The following is a 15,743-nucleotide window of genomic DNA, read 5'->3' on the forward strand; positions in this document are numbered from 1 at the left end:
CGGGGAGTCCGCGTTCCGCGACACACAGTTCATGGAAATGGGAAGTCACACGCTCGCGGCCACCGCCAACGGGGTCGCCCGGGTCGATCCCGACGTCGTCAGCCGGTTCGCCACCTGCTGTCGCGCGCTGGGGTTGTCCGTGCACGACCGGCAGCGCCCGGCCGATCTGACCGCGGCCAGATCCGGGTTCGCCGGGCTGACGCGGATCGCCAACGACCAGTGCGACGCATGGACGGGCCTGGCCTCTGCCGGCGACGTCTCCCCCCAGGTGATCGAAGCCGTCTGGCAAACATCGGCCACGGCGGGGTTGCTGCAGCGCCACCTCGAACTCGCGCCCGACGCGCTCGGCTTCAGCTACGACACCGGCCTGTATCTGCAGTTCCGTGCCAGCACCCGCGACGACTTCGCGCTCGCCTACGCCGTGCACCTGTGCGACACCGCGACCGGATCCGCGTCGTGGGCCGCCGCGGATCGTCTGGTCGGCGACGTCCTGGGGCGCAGGCCCGGGTGGTTGCAGGCCCGGTGGGTGCGGGTGGCGATCTTCTACCGCGCCGCACGATGGTCGGACGTGGTCCGGATGCTCACGCCGGTGGTCACCGACGAGACGCTCGACGAGACCTACGCCCATGCTGCGCGCGTCACGCTCGGCATCGCACTCGCGCGGTTGGGCATGTTCGCCCCGGCCCTGTCACACCTCGAGCGGCCTGAAGGTCCGATCGCCGTCGCCGCCGTCGACGGCGCGCTCGCCAAGGCGCTGTCGTTGCGGGCTCAGGGGGAGGTCGAGGAGGCCAACGAGCTGCTGCAGGAGCTCTACGCCGCCAACCCCGAGAACGCCCATGTCGAAGACGCGCTCTCCGATACCTCGTTCGGCATCCCCACGACCACCGCCGCGCGCATCGAGGCGCGCGCCGATCCGTGGAACCCGGACAGCGAGCCCGGCGAGGCCGACTTCGTCGACCCGGGGGCCAAGGACCGCAAGGCGCACCTGCTGATCGAGGCCGAGGCCGAGCTGGCCGAGTTCATCGGCCTCGAAGAGGTCAAGTACCAGGTCGCCCGACTGAAAAGCTCTGTGGCGATGGCGATCCGGCGTCAGGAGCGCGGCCTGACCGTCGCCCAACGCACCAACCACCTGGTGTTCGCCGGACCACCCGGCACCGGTAAGACCACGATCGCCCGGGTGGTCGCCAAGATCTACTGCGGGCTGGGCCTTCTGAAGAAGGAGACCGTTCGCGAGGTGCACCGTGCCGATCTGATCGGCCAGCACATCGGCGAGACCGAGGCCAAGACCAACGCGATCATCGACAGCGCGCTCGACGGCGTGCTGTTCCTCGACGAGGCCTACGCGCTGGTGTCCACCGGAGCCAAGAACGACTTCGGTCTGGTCGCCATCGACACCCTGCTGGCCCGGATGGAGAACGACCGCGACCGCCTGGTCGTGATCGTCGCCGGCTACCGCAAGGACCTCGACGCGTTCCTCGACGCCAACGAGGGTCTGCGGTCCCGGTTCACCCGCAGCATCGACTTCCCGTCGTACTCACCGAAGGAGCTCGTCGAAATCGCCACGCGCATGGCCGAGAAGCGGGACTCGCGCTTCGAGGAGACCGCCCGCACCGACATGGAGAGGCTGTTCGCGCACCTGGCGCAGTCGTCGACTCCGGACGCCAACGGTGTGGAACGCCGCAGCCTGGACATCGCAGGCAACGGCCGATTCGTCCGAAACCTGGTCGAGCGCTCGGAGGAGGAACGCGAGTACCGACTCGACCACTCCGACGCGGAGGACTTCACCGACGACGAACTGATGACGATCACCGCCGCCGATGTCAACAATTCGGCCGCGCCGCAGTTGCGTGGCCTCGGTCTGTCGGTGCCGCCGAACCAGCAGGAACAGCGATGACGGCCCCGAACGGGGACCGGCGGTCGTTCAGCTCCCGCACCCCGAACAACGAGAACCCCGAAGCCGTCCGGTACCGCCGGGGCTTCGTCACCCGTCACCAGGTGACGGGATGGCGATTCATGATGCGCCGCATCGCTTCCGGGGTCGCGCTGCACGACACCAGGATGCTCGTCGACCCGCTGCGCACTCAGTCTCGTTCGGTGCTCGTCGGGGCCCTGGTCCTGGTGACCAGTTTGATCGGCTGCTTCCTGTTCTCGATGATCCGGCCGTCCGGGTCCGCGGGAACGGATTCCGTGCTGGCCGACCGTGACTCCGCCGCGCTGTACGTTCGCCTCGGCGACCAACTGCATCCGGTGCTGAACCTGACATCCGCCCGACTCATCACCGGCAGGCCGGACAACCCGTCGATGGTGAAGAGCAGCGAGCTCGATCAGTTCGCCAGGGGAAACATGCTGGGCATCCCAGGCGCCCCGGAACGCATGGTGGCCAACACAACTCGTGACGCCTACTGGACGGTGTGTGACGCCGCCACCGGTGCGGCGGGCACGACGGGGCTGACCGTGATCGCGGGCGCGCCGGCAACCGACGGGGAGCGGGCGGCCACCCTGCCCGACGGGCAGGCGGTGCTCGCCGAGATCGACGGCAGGACCTGGCTTCTCTGGGACGGCAAGCGCAGCCCGATCGATCTCGCCGATCGCGCGATCACCAACGGTCTCGGCATCGGCGGCGAGGTCGCCGTTCCCCAGCCGATCGCGCCCGGGTTGTTCAACGCGCTGCCGGAGGCCCCGCCGCTGACGTCGCCGGTGATCCCCGGCGCCGGTGCTCCGGCCGCAGTGGAACTGCCCGTCGCGGCGCCCGTCGGAGCCGTCGTCGTCGCGTATGAGGCCGACAACACGCTGCGCCACTACGTCGTGCTGCCCGACGGTCTGCAACCCATCTCCGGTGTGCTGGCGTCGATTCTGCGCAACACCAACTCCTACGGGCTGGACCAACCGCCCCGTCTCGGTGCGGACGAGGTGGCGCGGGTCCCGTCGGCCCAGGGCATCGACACCACTGCGTACCCCTCGGAGCCACTCACCCTGGTCGACACCGTCGCCGATCCGGTGACGTGTGCGGCGTGGGCGAAACCCGAAGGTGCTCAGGAAGCTTCGATGACAGTGCTGTCGGGTTCGGCGCTGCCGGTTCCCGAGGGTCTGCGCACCGTGGACCTGGTGAGTTCCGGCACGCCGGGCGGCCCTGCCGACCGGGTCGCGCTGCCCCCGGGCACCGGATACTTCGTCGAGAGTGGCGGCGCGCTGTTCTGGGTGAGCGACACCGGGGTGCGCTACGGAATCGACACCGGGGACCCGTCAGACGCAGCAGGCACGGACACCGTCGCCGCGCTGGGTCTGAACGTCCCGCCGCTGCCCGTTCCCTGGTCGATGCTCTCGCAATTCGCCGCCGGCCCCACGCTGTCACGCGCGGACGCGCTGCTGGCCCATGACTCGCTTGCGCCCAATCCGGCGCCGGCCCGGTTGGAGATCCCGTGAGCAGGCTGATATTCGAGCATCGCAAGCGGGTGCCGCCGCCGGTGACCCGCAAGGGCACCATCACGATCGAACCGCCGCCCGAGCTACCGAGGGTGGTGCCGCCCTCGATCCTGCGAAGGGCACTGCCCTATCTGATCGTCATCCTGATCGTCGGAATGATCGTCGCGCTCGTCGCGACCGGCATGCGACTGATCTCGCCGACGACGTTGTTCTTCCCGTTCGTGCTGTTGCTGGCGGCGACCGCGATGTATCGGGGCTCCGACAACAAGATGCGCACCGAGGAGGTCGACGCCGAGCGCGCCGACTACCTCCGCTACCTGTCGGTGGTCCGGGACAACGTGCGCGCCCACGCCGACGAGCAGCGTGCCGCACTGCTGTGGTCACATCCGGAACCCGCTGTGCTGGCGAGTATTCCGGGCACCCGCAGGCAGTGGGAGCGCGACCCGCGGGACTCCGACTTCCTGGTGTTGCGTGCGGGCCTTCACGACCAGGCCCTCGACGCCGCCCTGCGGGTCAAGGACACTGCCGACGAGATCGACCTCGAACCCGTGTCACACACCACGCTGCGCGGACTGCTCGACACCCAGCGCATCGTGCACGACGCCCCGGCCGGCATCGATCTGACGAAGATCTCCCGGATCACCGTGATCGGCGACGACCTCGAGGTCGGAGGAGCGCTGCGTGCATGGATCGCTCAGGCGATGACGTGGCATGACCCGTCCGTTCTCGGAATCGGTTTCGCCGGAGCTGATCTCGAGCGCGACGACTGGTCATGGCTCAAATGGCTGCCGCACGTGGACGTACCAGGTCAGGTCGACGGTGTCGGTCCGGCTCGCTATCTCGCCACCGAGGCCACCGCCTTGGGCAGGCTGCTCGACCCTGCCCTGGCCGATCGTGAGCCGTTCACTGTCGGCGGTGCCGCCGGCGTGAAGCATCTGCTCGTCGTCCTCGACGACCCCGACGCCGACCCCGACGAGTTGGTCGGCCGTGGCCTCGCCGGGGTGACGGTGATCCACCGGTCCTCGAATGAGCCGCATCGCGAACAGTATTCGGATCCCGAACGGCCGATCCTGAAGATCGCCGACGGCGAGATCCTGCGTTGGCAGAACGGCTCCTGGAGCACGTTCGTCGGGACCGCCGACAGCCTGGGATCCGCCGAGGCCCGCCATATCGCGCGGCGGCTGTCGCGGTGGGACTCCAATCCCAGCCACGGCAGATCGGCCACCACCGGAGGCGCCTCCTTCACCACGATGCTCGGCATTCCCGACGCCTCGGCGCTCGACGTCGCCGCGCTGTGGGCGCCCCGCAATCGCGACGATGAGCTCCGAGTCCCCATCGGCGTGACCGCCACGGGCGAACCGCTGTACTTCGACCTGAAGGACGAGGCCGAGGGGGGCATGGGTCCGCACGGGCTGATGATCGGTATGACCGGCTCCGGGAAGTCGCAGACCCTGATGTCGATCCTGCTGGCGCTGTTGACGACTCATTCGGCGGAGCGGCTGATCGTGATCTACGCCGACTTCAAGGGCGAGGCCGGCGCCGACATCTTCCGCAACTTCCCGCAGGTCGTCGCCGTCATCTCCAACATGGCCGAGAAGCGGTCACTGGCAGATCGTTTCGCCGACACCCTGCGCGGCGAGGTGGCACGTCGGGAGAAGCTGCTCAAAGAGTCCGGCCGCCGGGTGCAGGGCAGCGCATTCAACTCGGTCACCGAGTACGAGGCCGCTCGCGGAAAGGCAGAAGCCGAGGGCCATGACCTGCCTCCGATGCCGACCCTGTTCGTCGTCGCCGACGAGTTCACGCTGATGCTCGCGGACCATCCCGAATACGCGGACCTGTTCGACTACGTGGCGCGCAAGGGACGTTCGTTCCGGATCCACATCCTGTTCGCATCCCAGACCCTCGACGTCGGGCGCATCAAGGACATCGACAAGAACACCTCGTACCGGATCGGACTGAAGGTGGCCAGCCCGAGCGTCTCGCGTCAGATCATCGGGGTGGAGGACGCGTACCACATCGAATCCGGGCGCGAGCACAAAGGTGTCGGCTTCCTGGTGCCGGCCCCGGGGGCGCTTCCGATCAAGTTCCGCAGCACCTACGTCGACGGCATCTACGAGCCGCCGCGGATCGACAGGTCGATCGTCGTGCATGCGATCCCGCAGCCGCAGTTGTTCGGCGCGGGGTGGGTGGATCCCGAGCCCGATACCGTCATCGTCGACGACGGCGCCGACGTCGAGGTGTTGCCACCGCGCAAGCTGATCGCGACGGTCGGTGAGCAGCTGGCTCATTACGGACCGCACGCACCACAGCTGTGGCTGCCGCCGCTGGATCAGCCGATCCCGTTGGAGGACGTCCTCGAACGCACGGGAATCGCTGCCGGGCAGTGGCGCTGGCCTCTCGGCGAGATCGACCGTCCCTTCGACATGCGGCGTGACCCGCTGGTGTTCGATGCCACCTCGGCCGCGGCCAACATGGTCATCCACGGCGGACCGAAGTCGGGCAAGTCGACCGCACTGCAGACCTTCGTGTTGTCGGCAGCAGCGCTGCACGCGCCCGGAGAGGTCAGCTTCTACTGTCTCGACTACGGCGGCGGGCAGTTGCGCACCCTCGAGGGGCTCGCCCACGTCGGCAGCGTGGCCTCACCGCTGGAGTCCGAACGGATCCGCCGCACCTTCGGTGAGCTCGAGCAGCTGCTGCGGGCACGCCAGAAGCTCGGTGCGGCAGCGGGCAACGGGGAGTACCGGGACGGCTTCGGTGAGGTGTTCCTGCTCATCGACAACCTCTATGCGTTCAGCCGGGACAACACCGACACCTTCAACACCCGGAACCCGTTGCTGGCCAAGGTGACCGAGCTGGTGAACGCGGGGCTTTCGTACGGGATCCACGTGGTGATCACCACCCCGAACTGGCTCGAGGTGCCGCTGGCGATGCGCGACGGCCTGGGGTTGCGGCTGGAGCTGCGGTTGCACGACTCGCACGACAGCAACGTCAGGGTGGCGGGTGCGCTTCGCCGGCCCGCCGACTCGGTGCCCGTCGACCAGCCCGGCCGCGGTCTCACGATGGCCGCCGAGCACTTCCTGTTCGCCCGTCCCACAACCGAATCCATCCCGGCGCTCAATGCCCGTCACTCCGGCCAGAGTGCACCGCCGGTGCGGCTGCTCCCGACCAACCTGGCACCGGACACCTTCCGGTCGCTCTATCCCGCACCCGAGCGGGTGGTCATCGGACAGCGCGAAGAAGACCTCGCATCGGTCAGCGTCGACTTCACCGAGAACCCGCTGCTGATGGTGTTCGGCGATTCGAAGACGGGCAAGACCACGCTGCTGCGTCACCTGATCCGCACGATCAGGATGAACTCGCGACCCGACCAGGTGGCGTTCACGGTGATCGACCGTCGGTTGCAGCTGGTCGACGAGCCGATCTTCCCCGACAACGAGTACACGCCGAACATCGACCGGATCACCCCGGCCATGCTGGGGCTCTCGGCGCTCATCGAGAAGCGCCGACCGCCGGTGGGGATGAGTCCGCAGGAGCTCAGTGGCTGGTCCTACAAGAACGGACAGGACAACCACATCCACTATCTGATCGTCGACGACGTGGATCAGATTCCGGACGGCCCGGCGACCGCCGGTCCGTACGTCGGACAGCGGCCGTGGACCCCGTTGATCGGCCTGCTCTCACAGGCCTCCGATCTGGGACTACGTGTCATCGTCACGGCCCGGGCCGCGGGCTCCGCGCACGCGGTGATGACCGCGCCTCTGTTGCGCCGCCTCAACGATCTGCAGGCGACGACGGTCATGCTGTCGGGAAATCCCCAGGACAGCGGCAAGATTCGGGGCCACCGGTTCAGCCGGCTGCCGGCGGGGCGCGCGATGCTGCTCGACGACAGCGACACACCGACGTTCGTGCAACTCGTCAATCCGCTGGCCACCGAATCGGTGACCGCCCAGCGAGGACCCGGACGACACAGTGGAGAGGAGTACAGCTGATGACGCTGCGAGTAGTTCCGGAGGGCTTGACCGCGGCCAGCGCCGCGGTGGAGGCGCTCACCGCACGCATGGCCGCCGTCCATTCCGCCGCAGCACCTTTGGTGAGTGCGGTCATCCCGGCGGCGGCCGACCCGGTGTCGCTGCAGTCCGCCGCCGGTTTCAGCGCCCATGGTGCACAGCACCAGTCGGTGGCTGCCCAGGGTGTCGAGGAACTCGGCCGCTCCGGGGTCGGTGTCGGCGAATCCGCGGCCAGCTACGCCAGCGGAGACGCGATGGCGGCGTCGGCCTACATGATCGCGCGCGGCTGACATGACCGCCCCGGTAACCGCGCCAGTGTGGATGGCACTGCCGCCTGAGGTGCACTCGGCGCTGCTGAGCAGCGGCCCGGGCCCGGGGTCGCTGCTCGCCGCGGCGGGGGCCTGGCAGTCGCTGAGCACCGAGTACGCCACTGCGGCAGCGGAACTCACGAGCATTCTCGGGGCCGTGCAGGCGGGCTCCTGGGAGGGCGTCAGCTCCGAGCAGTACGTCGCTGCGCACACGCCCTACCTCGGGTGGCTGGCGCAGCAGAGCGCGAACAGCGCCGCCGCGGCGGTGCAGCACCAGACAGCGGCCGCCGCGTACACGACCGCGTTGGCGACGATGCCGACGCTGCCGGAACTGGCACTGAACCACACCACACACGCGGTGCTGGTCTCGACGAACTTCCTCGGCATCAACACCATCCCGATCGTGCTGAACGAGGCCGACTACGTCCGCATGTGGATCCAGGCGGCCACCACGATGAGCGCCTACGAGGCGGTGTCCGGTGCGGCGGTGGCCGCGACCCCGGCGTCGACTCCCGCTCCGTTCGTGTTGATCCCCGGCGTCGGCGAAGCAGGAAGAGCCGCAGCGGATCTGATGAGCTCCGCGGCGCAGGTGCAGGCCGTGGAGTCGGGCGCAGCGTTGAACATCGGCGACATCGTCAACGACTTCATCAACTTCTACGGCGATATCCTGCGGTTCCTGTTCGAGCCCATCATCGACTTCCTGCAGGACCCGATCGGCAACACGATCGCCCTGATCACCGACTTCCTGACCAACCCGGCGCAGGCGCTGATCACCTACGGCCCCTTCCTGCTGGCCGTCGCCTACCAGGCGGTGTCGTGGATCGGCGCCTCGATCCTCTATCCGTCGCTGCTGTTGCTCCCGGCGCTGGCGATCACGCTGGGCATCATCGGCGGGGTGGGCCAGTATCTGCTGGACCAGCTCCAAGCCCCTCCCGCCGACACCCCCGCCGAGGAGCAGGCGCCGGCGTCCTCCACGCCCGCGAACCGCTCCGATCCCCAGCCGCTGCCGGCTGCAGGTGTCCCCGCGGCTCCGACCGCACCGGCGGGGACCCCGGTGAACTCGGTGACCGCCGGGTCGGGTTCGGCGGCCGCCGCACCCGCCGCACCCGCCGCCCCCCTGGTGCCCTACGCCGTGGCCGGTCAGGACCCGGGAGAGGGTTTCACCCCGACCGTCCGCGACACCACCGGCGCCAAAGCCCCCGCAGCCACGATCCCCGCGGCGGCCGCCGGGGTGGCGGCCTCGGCAGCGGAACGGCGCAAGCGCCGGCGCCGCCAGCAGGAGGACATCAAGGGCCGCGGCTACGCCGACGCCTTCATGGACTACGAGGACGGCCCGGACCAGGACGCACCGCCGGCATCCGCACCGCGGGTCACCGCTTCGACGCGCGGTGCCGGACCGATGGGCTTCGCCGGAACCGAATCCACCGGCACCGCCGAGGCAACCGGGCTGACCACCCTGGCCGGGGATTCCTTCGGCGGCGGACCCAAGAGCCCCATGCTGCCGGGGACCTGGGATCCGACCGCCGACGACAAGACCGACCCAGAAGATCACCACCACCGAAAGGAAAACCCATGAGCCTCTTGGATGCTCACATTCCACAGCTCGTCGCCTCGGAGGCCAACTTCGGAGCGAAGGCCGCTCTGATGCGCAGCACCATCGCCCAGGCCGAACAGGCCGCGCAGTCGTCGCAGGCCTTCCACATGGGCGAGTCCTCAGCGGCGTTCCAGGCGGCGCACGCCCGGTTCGTCGAGGTCTCGGCGAAGGTCAACGCGCTGCTCGACATCGCGCAGGCCAACATCGGTGACGCCGCCGGGTCGTACGTCGCCGAAGACGCCGCCGCCGCAAGCAACTACACCGGCATCTGATCCACCCCGGACGACAGGAGAGGCCCACACATGTCGCAGATCATGTACAACTACCCGGCGATGATCGCCCACGCAGGCGAGATGAACACCTACGCTGGGGCGCTGCACGCCGTCGGCGCCGACATCGCCAGCGAGCAGGCCGCGCTGCAGGGTGCCTGGCAGGGTGACACCGGCACGACCTACCAGGCCTGGCAGGCGCAGTGGAACACCAGCTTGGAAGAGTTGGTCCGCGCGTACCGCGCCATGGCGAACACGCACGAGATGAACACCACCTCGATGGCCGCACGTGATCAGGCCGAGGGCGCCAAGTGGGGCTGATCAGGTCCAGTGCGCGCTAATGCCGTTGAGCTGACTGCCGAGGCAGCCTGGTTTCTCGCCGACATCCTGGGGGCCGGGAGCTTCCCGTGGGTACTGGCCGTCACGCCGCCCTACAGCGACCTGGCCCAGCGGCGGCAGTTCGAGGACGATCAGGTCCGGCAGCTGACGCGGTTGGGGGTCTTGACCGCTGACCGGACGGTCGAACCCTCGGTGGCGCAGTGGATTCGCCGGGTGTGCCGCCCTCGCCAGTGGCTCGAACTCAGGTTCGTCGCCGGCGGTGGCGCCATGCTGCGCGGCATCGTCGCCCGTGACGCCGCGGGCACCGTCGTCGCCCTGCGCAGCGCCGAGGTGGTGACGTTCACGCAGATGGACATCGATCACCCGCAGGCGCTGGTGCCGGTGCTGGTGGCCGGCCTGTCCGGACGGTCACCCGCGCGTTTCGAGGAGTTCGCACTGCCCGCTCGTGCCGGCGCCAAGGCCGACGAGCAGATCCGCGCGGGCGCCTCGGTACGAGACATGCTGGACTACTTGGGAATTCCATCGTCCGCGCGCCCTGTGGTGGTGGCCGCGTTCGAGGAGAGACGCAGTTACGTGGAGATCGTGGCGGGCGAGCATCGCGACGGACACCGGGTCGGCACCGACGTGGGCGTCAGCATCGTGGACACCTCGGTCGGCCGTGTCCTGGTCAGCCCGTCCAAAGCCTTTGACGGTGAGTGGATCTCGACCTTCGCCCCCGGCGCGCCGCTGGCCATCGCCGCAGCGGTCGAACGGCTGACCGCCGCACTACCCGACGGGCAGTGGTTTCCCGACCACACCGTCACCAGAGACTTCGACGAACACCCGCACCAGAGAGAAGAACAATGTCAGAGCCCGCTGTGATCTCACCCAACAATGCGGTGATGCCGATCGTGCGCATCGCCGTGCTCTCCGCCACGCTGGGCGACGACGGTGACACCGACGGAAGGGGCCGGCTCACCGAGGTCGCCCTACCGGCCGAACTACCGCTCCGGGAGATCATCCCCGCGGTGCGGCGCATCGTGTCGCCCACCGACGAGACACGGGACGCTGCGGAACCGCTGAGCCTGGCACCGATCGGAGGGGCACCGTTCAGCCTCGATGCCTCACTCAACACGGTGGGCGTCGTCGACGGCGATCTGCTTGCACTGCAGCCGGTTCCGTCGGGTCCGGCGGCGCCGCGCATCGTCGAGGACATCGCCGACGCCGCGATGATCTTCTCCACCGCCCGCGAACGTCCCTGGGGCGCTGCCCACATCAGGCGGGCCGCCGCCGCGGCCGTCATCGGGTTCATCCTGATCGCGACCGCGCTGGCCGTCGCGCACCGCGTCGTCGCCGGTTCGCTGGGTGGGCTGTTCGCCGTCAGCGCCGTGGCGGTGGTCACGGTGCTCGGCGCGCTCCTGAGCCGAACCCGCTCCCCACAACTGGCGACCGCGCTTGCGGCCGCTGCACTGCCACCGGTGGCTGCGGCGTTCGCGCTGGCAGTTCCCGGCGGCTTCGGTCCGTCCCAGGTTGTGCTCGCCGCCGCAGGGGCGGCTGCCTGGGCCATCATCAGCATCACGATCGGTGAACGTGCCATCGCGCTGTTCACCGCGGCGGCCACCACCGGCCTTGGTGTGCTGCTCGCGGCCGGAGCGGCATCGTTGTGGACACTCACCCCGGTCAGCGTGGGCTGCGGGCTGATCCTGGTGGCCCTGCTGATCACGGTGCAGGCCGCCCAACTGTCCGCGATGTGCGCGCGCCTCCCGGTGCCCGTCATCCCGGCCCCCGGCGATCCGACGCCGTCGGCGCCCACACTGCGGGTCCTCGAAGATCTGCCGCGCCGGATCCGCGCGGGCGACTCCTACCAGACCGGCTTCATCGCCGCGGGGGTGCTGCTGTCGGTCATCGGTTCGGTTGCGGTCCTCTGGCCCGCCGTCAGCGGCGACGGGGGCGTCTCCCCCTGGGCGTGGTACGTGGTGGTCGCCGCAGCACTCGGCGCGGCACTGCGCGCGCGGGTGTGGGACTCCGCACCGTGCAAGGCCTGGCTGCTCGGGCACTCGTACCTGGTCACCACCGTGTTGCTGGCGCTGTTTGCGGCCAACGGTGGCTACGGTGCCGCGTGGTGGACGCTGGTGGTGCTCGCAGGGCTGGTCGCGGTGTGGGCGGTGGTCGCGCTGAACCCGCGGATCGGCCAACCGGAGACCTACTCGCTGCCGATGCGGCGACTGCTCGGCTTCGTCGCCACGGCCTTCGACGCGTCGCTGATCCCGGTGATGGCCTATCTGGTCGGACTGTTCACGTTGGTGCTGAATCGGTGATCCGAAGAGCAGGCGCCTTCGCGGCGGTGACGCTGGCCGTGCTCGCGGTCGGCGGCCCGTCTGCCGCGGCGATCACCCCGCCGGAAGTCGATCCGGCGGCGAGCCCACCGACCGGCAGCGCAGGTCCGGTGCAACCCATGGCGCAGCGCAGCGAGTGTGTCGCCAGTGGCGTGATCGCCGGCACCGACCCGGGGATGGTCAATCCGAATCAGCTGTCGCTCAATCTGTCCGACGCCTGGCGGCACAGCCGAGGTGAGGGTCAGCTGGTCGCCGTCATCGACACCGGGGTCAAGCCCGGGCCGCGGCTGCCGAACGTCGACCCCGGTGGCGACTTCGTCGCGGACACCGACGGCCTCACCGACTGCGACGGGCGCGGGACGCTCGTCGCGGGCCTGATCGCGGGCCAACCCGGCGCGGACGGCTTCTCGGGCGTGGCGCCGGCTGCGCGCATCGTGTCGATCCGGCAGACCTCGCCCCGGTTCGCGCCGAGCAGCGCCGGTGAGGATCCCGCCGTCACGCAGGCCACCATCGACGTCGCGACGCTGGCCCGCGCAGTGGTGCGGGCGGCGGACCTCGGAGCGCGGGTCATCAACATCTCTGCGGTGACGTGCATTCCGGCGAACATGGACATCGATCAGAGCGAGTTGGGTGCGGCCCTGAGATACGCCGCAGTCGAGAAGGACGTGGTGATCGTCGCCGCGGCCGGTGACACAGAAGGCGGCGCAACCGCCGGCGCGGCCTGTGAATCGAACCCGCTCACCGATCCGGCCCGACCGTCGGATCCCCGAAACTGGTCGAGCGCGACCTCGGTGTCGATCCCGTCATGGTGGCAGCCCTATGTGCTGTCGGTCGGCGCACTGACACCCGAGGGTCGGCCGGCGCGGTCCACGATGGCGGGTCCGTGGCTGGGCATCGCGGCCCCCGGGGAGAACATCACGTCGGTGAGCAACGACGCCGACGGTGGCCTGGCCAACGGGATGCCCAACAGCGACCGCGAGATGTCGCCTATCGGCGGCACCGGCTATGCGGCGGCCTACGTGTCGGGTGTTGCGGCTTTGGTGCGCAGCAGGTTTCCCGATCTGAAGGCGCAGCAGGTGGTGGGTCGGATCACCGGGACAGCACACACCGCAGCAAGGGCGCCGTCGAATCTGGTGGGCGCCGGAACGGTGGATGCTGTGGCCGCCCTGACCTGGCAGGTACCCGCCGAGGTCGACGTCGACCCGGCCGCCGTCCGCCAGACCGCGGCACCCCCGGCCCCCGCGCCGGAGAACCCACTGCCCCGGACCGTTGCCTTCACCGGCGTCGGACTGCTGGCGGCTCTGGTGCTCGCCGTGTTGGTGGCGCGCGCACAACGGAAGGACACGTCCTCATGATCATCCGCCTCACCCTGGCGCTGTTGTTCGTCATCCCCGCTGCCTTGGCCTACCCGTGGCAGTCGACTGCAGACCGATGGCTGCTCGGTGTCGCCGTCGCGGTGGTGGTCGTCGCGTTCGCCTGGTGGCGTGGACTTTTCGTGACGACGATGGTGGCCCGACGAATCGCGATGTTGCGCCGTCGAAATCACGTCGGCGGCAGCCACCAGTCCTCGGAGTTCGCCACCGCGGTGTTGCGTGTCGAACCCCGCGATCAGACGGACCTCCCGCTGGGGCTGATCGCGGGCTACATCGACCGCTACGGCATCGACTTCGACAAGGTCCGGGTCACCAGCCGTGATGTCGGCGGGGCACGGACGACCTGGGTCGGTCTGACCCTGGGAGCCGCGGACAATCTCTCGGCACTGGCCGCGCGGTCGTCACGAATGCCGCTGCAGGACACCGTCGATGTGGCTGCCAGGCGGTTGGCCGACCACCTGCGGGAGACCGGCTGGGACGTCAGCACCGACGACGCGGCCGCCACACCGGTGCCCGAGCAGGCCAAGGAAACCTGGCGCGGCATCAGTGACGGCCGGGGGTACCTGGCCGCTTACCGGATCCGTGTCGACGAGCAGCTTGCCGACACGCTTGCCGCGCTGTCGACGTCGGATAACGACGAGACCTGGACGGCGCTCGAATTCACCGGCAGCAGAGCGCATCCGGAGGTCGCGGCCGCCTGCGCCATCCGAACAGCCGAGCGGCCGGGGTCTCGAGCCCCGCTGACGGGGCTGACCCCCGAGCGGGGAGAGCACCGGCCCGCGCTCGCGGCCCTGGCGACCGATTCGGACCGACGGCTGTCGGCCACGCCCGTCCCGGTGCCCGCCGATCTGCTTTCGCAACTGCGGTGGCCCACCGGGGCCGCGCTCAGTCGAACATGAACCCGCTCAGGAACCGGGTCATCCGGCGCAGGTAGTCCGGTTGGCTGACGTGCAGCACGTGGTTGCCCGGGAACCAGTGGAATGCGCAACGGTCCCAATGGTTCCAGAGGATCTCTGCCTGCTCCGGTGGCGCGAGCCGGTCGCCAAGTCCGGCGATGATCAACCGGCGGTCCTTGGCGGGCAGCGGCCGGTAGTTCAGGGGTGAGGAGTACATTGTCGCGGCGTCCGACAACTGCCGGTCCGTGCCGGCGATCCGCTCCCGCAGCGCGACGATCTTGTTCGCCGGGAACCATTCGTCCACCGTCTTGTCCGGGGTGACGACTGGAACGTTGGGGATGACCCCCTGGATCCTGTCGTCGACGCTGGCGATCAACGCGGACGTATAGCCGCCCAACGACATTCCGGTCAGCGCTATGCGATCCACCCCGGTGTACTCCAGGTAGTCGAGCACCGAACGGAAATCGTGCACCGCTTGCGCCATCGCCTCGGCGAAGCCCGCGAAACCGTGGGCGAAGTAGCCGTATCCGCTGTAGGGGGAGTACTTCTCGGCCCGCCGCCCGTGGAACGGAAGCGTGTAGAGCATCACGTCGTATCCGGACCGGTAGAACCAGGGCAGTGAGAAGAACAACCCGTTGAACAGGTAGGCCGACCCCATGAAGCCGTGGATCACGCACAACGTCGGCCGCGGCCCGTCGTCATGGCGCCAATGCTGGGCATGGACGACGTTGTTGCGCTCATAGGCTCCGCACTGGTCCCGCAGCGCGGGATTGACAGCTTCAAAGGTGCTGTTGAATCGGATGTTTCGGACATTGCCGTGGGCGATCCATTCGGCCACCGGGTTCGCGGGCCGAGACGCGACCCGCGGCAACGACTCCGGAGCGGGGAACGACAGATTCGGATCCTGCGCCGCCGCGAGCTCGGCGTAGAACCGCAGGTGCTCCTCCTCGGCCCGCGACTGTGACCGGCCCAGTGCGCCGGCCACCGCCGGCACCATCGTGGCGCCGATCAGAGATGCGATGGACGTGCGCAACGCCAGATCGGCGATGGCCGAGGTGTCCACGATCAGCCGCTCGCGGCGCGTGAGGTCCGTGCGCCGCGGCAACCCGCGCACCGTCGCGTCGGCGCCGGGGACGTCCGGAACCGGGATGGGCAGTTCCTCGTCGTCGTCAGGTGTGAGCTGGGGTGCGCCGTTGGACTCCACGTCTGGAATGCTAAC

Annotated in this window: 12 protein-coding genes; 11 read left to right on the forward strand and 1 reads right to left on the reverse strand. The window is 69.1% G+C overall.

Going from position 1 to position 15,743, the window contains the following annotated elements; all coding sequences use genetic code 11:
• The first annotated feature begins 31 nt into the window (after positions 1–31).
• The 11 genes from eccA to eccE are packed head-to-tail and all read left to right on the forward strand — an operon-like array spanning position 32 to position 14,527.
• Positions 32–1,894 (forward strand): type VII secretion AAA-ATPase EccA, encoded by a 1,863-nt coding sequence (gene eccA / locus ABDC78_RS02330; protein WP_178359579.1) that lies wholly within the window; start codon positions 32–34, stop codon positions 1,892–1,894.
• Positions 1,891–3,423 carry a type VII secretion protein EccB gene (gene eccB, locus ABDC78_RS02335; RefSeq protein ID WP_178359523.1) on the forward strand — a complete coding sequence of 511 codons (1,533 nt, stop codon included), beginning with the start codon at positions 1,891–1,893 and terminating at the stop codon, positions 3,421–3,423. The genes eccA and eccB overlap by 4 nt, the downstream gene beginning before the upstream one ends.
• Positions 3,420–7,412, forward strand: a complete 3,993-nt coding sequence (gene eccCa / locus ABDC78_RS02340; RefSeq protein WP_178359524.1) for a type VII secretion protein EccCa — start codon at positions 3,420–3,422, stop codon at positions 7,410–7,412. The genes eccB and eccCa overlap by 4 nt, the downstream gene beginning before the upstream one ends.
• Entirely contained in the window at positions 7,412–7,720 is a 309-nt protein-coding gene (locus tag ABDC78_RS02345) for a PE family protein (RefSeq protein WP_178359525.1), read from the forward strand. The genes eccCa and ABDC78_RS02345 overlap by 1 nt, the downstream gene beginning before the upstream one ends.
• Position 7,721: 1 nt before the next feature.
• Positions 7,722–9,314 carry a PPE family protein gene (locus ABDC78_RS02350; RefSeq protein WP_256736135.1) on the forward strand — a complete coding sequence of 531 codons (1,593 nt, stop codon included), beginning with the start codon at positions 7,722–7,724 and terminating at the stop codon, positions 9,312–9,314.
• On the forward strand, positions 9,311–9,604 hold the full coding sequence (esxG, locus tag ABDC78_RS02355) for a type VII secretion system protein EsxG (RefSeq protein WP_178359526.1): 294 nt from the start codon (positions 9,311–9,313) through the stop codon (positions 9,602–9,604). Before ABDC78_RS02350 ends, esxG begins: the two co-directional genes overlap by 4 nt.
• Positions 9,605–9,634: 30 nt before the next feature.
• Positions 9,635–9,922 (forward strand): WXG100 family type VII secretion target, encoded by a 288-nt coding sequence (locus ABDC78_RS02360; protein WP_178359527.1) that lies wholly within the window; start codon positions 9,635–9,637, stop codon positions 9,920–9,922.
• A gap of 9 nt (positions 9,923–9,931) precedes the next feature.
• Complete coding sequence (locus ABDC78_RS02365) at positions 9,932–10,801, forward strand: ESX secretion-associated protein EspG (protein ID WP_178359528.1); 870 nt, start codon at positions 9,932–9,934, stop codon at positions 10,799–10,801.
• Positions 10,783–12,237, forward strand: coding sequence for a type VII secretion integral membrane protein EccD (gene eccD / locus ABDC78_RS02370; RefSeq protein WP_256736136.1), 1,455 nt, complete (start codon positions 10,783–10,785; stop codon positions 12,235–12,237). The genes ABDC78_RS02365 and eccD overlap by 19 nt, the downstream gene beginning before the upstream one ends.
• Positions 12,237–13,610 carry a type VII secretion-associated serine protease mycosin gene (mycP, locus tag ABDC78_RS02375; protein WP_347133557.1) on the forward strand — a complete coding sequence of 458 codons (1,374 nt, stop codon included), beginning with the start codon at positions 12,237–12,239 and terminating at the stop codon, positions 13,608–13,610. Before eccD ends, mycP begins: the two co-directional genes overlap by 1 nt.
• Positions 13,607–14,527 carry a type VII secretion protein EccE gene (gene eccE / locus ABDC78_RS02380; protein ID WP_178359530.1) on the forward strand — a complete coding sequence of 307 codons (921 nt, stop codon included), beginning with the start codon at positions 13,607–13,609 and terminating at the stop codon, positions 14,525–14,527. The genes mycP and eccE overlap by 4 nt, the downstream gene beginning before the upstream one ends.
• On the opposite strand, the gene ABDC78_RS02385 is transcribed toward eccE, so the two are convergent.
• Positions 14,514–15,728, reverse strand: a complete 1,215-nt coding sequence (locus ABDC78_RS02385) for an alpha/beta fold hydrolase (RefSeq protein WP_178359531.1) — start codon at positions 15,726–15,728, stop codon at positions 14,514–14,516. The two genes, eccE and ABDC78_RS02385, sit on opposite strands and share 14 nt — an antisense overlap.
• Between the last annotated feature and the right edge of the window lie 15 nt (positions 15,729–15,743).

Origin of the sequence: Mycobacterium sp. DL, from assembly GCF_039729195.1 — a bacterium.
Taxonomy (GTDB): domain Bacteria; phylum Actinomycetota; class Actinomycetes; order Mycobacteriales; family Mycobacteriaceae; genus Mycobacterium; species Mycobacterium hippocampi_A.

Coding starts and splice junctions, on each gene's coding strand:
- eccA (WP_178359579.1), top strand. CDS start 32: ATGGAAATGGGAAGTCACACGCTCGCGGCCACCGCCAACGGGGTCGCC.
- eccB (WP_178359523.1), top strand. CDS start 1,891: ATGACGGCCCCGAACGGGGACCGGCGGTCGTTCAGCTCCCGCACCCCG.
- ABDC78_RS02345 (WP_178359525.1), top strand. CDS start 7,412: ATGACGCTGCGAGTAGTTCCGGAGGGCTTGACCGCGGCCAGCGCCGCG.
- ABDC78_RS02350 (WP_256736135.1), top strand. CDS start 7,722: ATGACCGCCCCGGTAACCGCGCCAGTGTGGATGGCACTGCCGCCTGAG.
- esxG (WP_178359526.1), top strand. CDS start 9,311: ATGAGCCTCTTGGATGCTCACATTCCACAGCTCGTCGCCTCGGAGGCC.
- ABDC78_RS02360 (WP_178359527.1), top strand. CDS start 9,635: ATGTCGCAGATCATGTACAACTACCCGGCGATGATCGCCCACGCAGGC.
- eccD (WP_256736136.1), top strand. CDS start 10,783: ATGTCAGAGCCCGCTGTGATCTCACCCAACAATGCGGTGATGCCGATC.
- eccE (WP_178359530.1), top strand. CDS start 13,607: ATGATCATCCGCCTCACCCTGGCGCTGTTGTTCGTCATCCCCGCTGCC.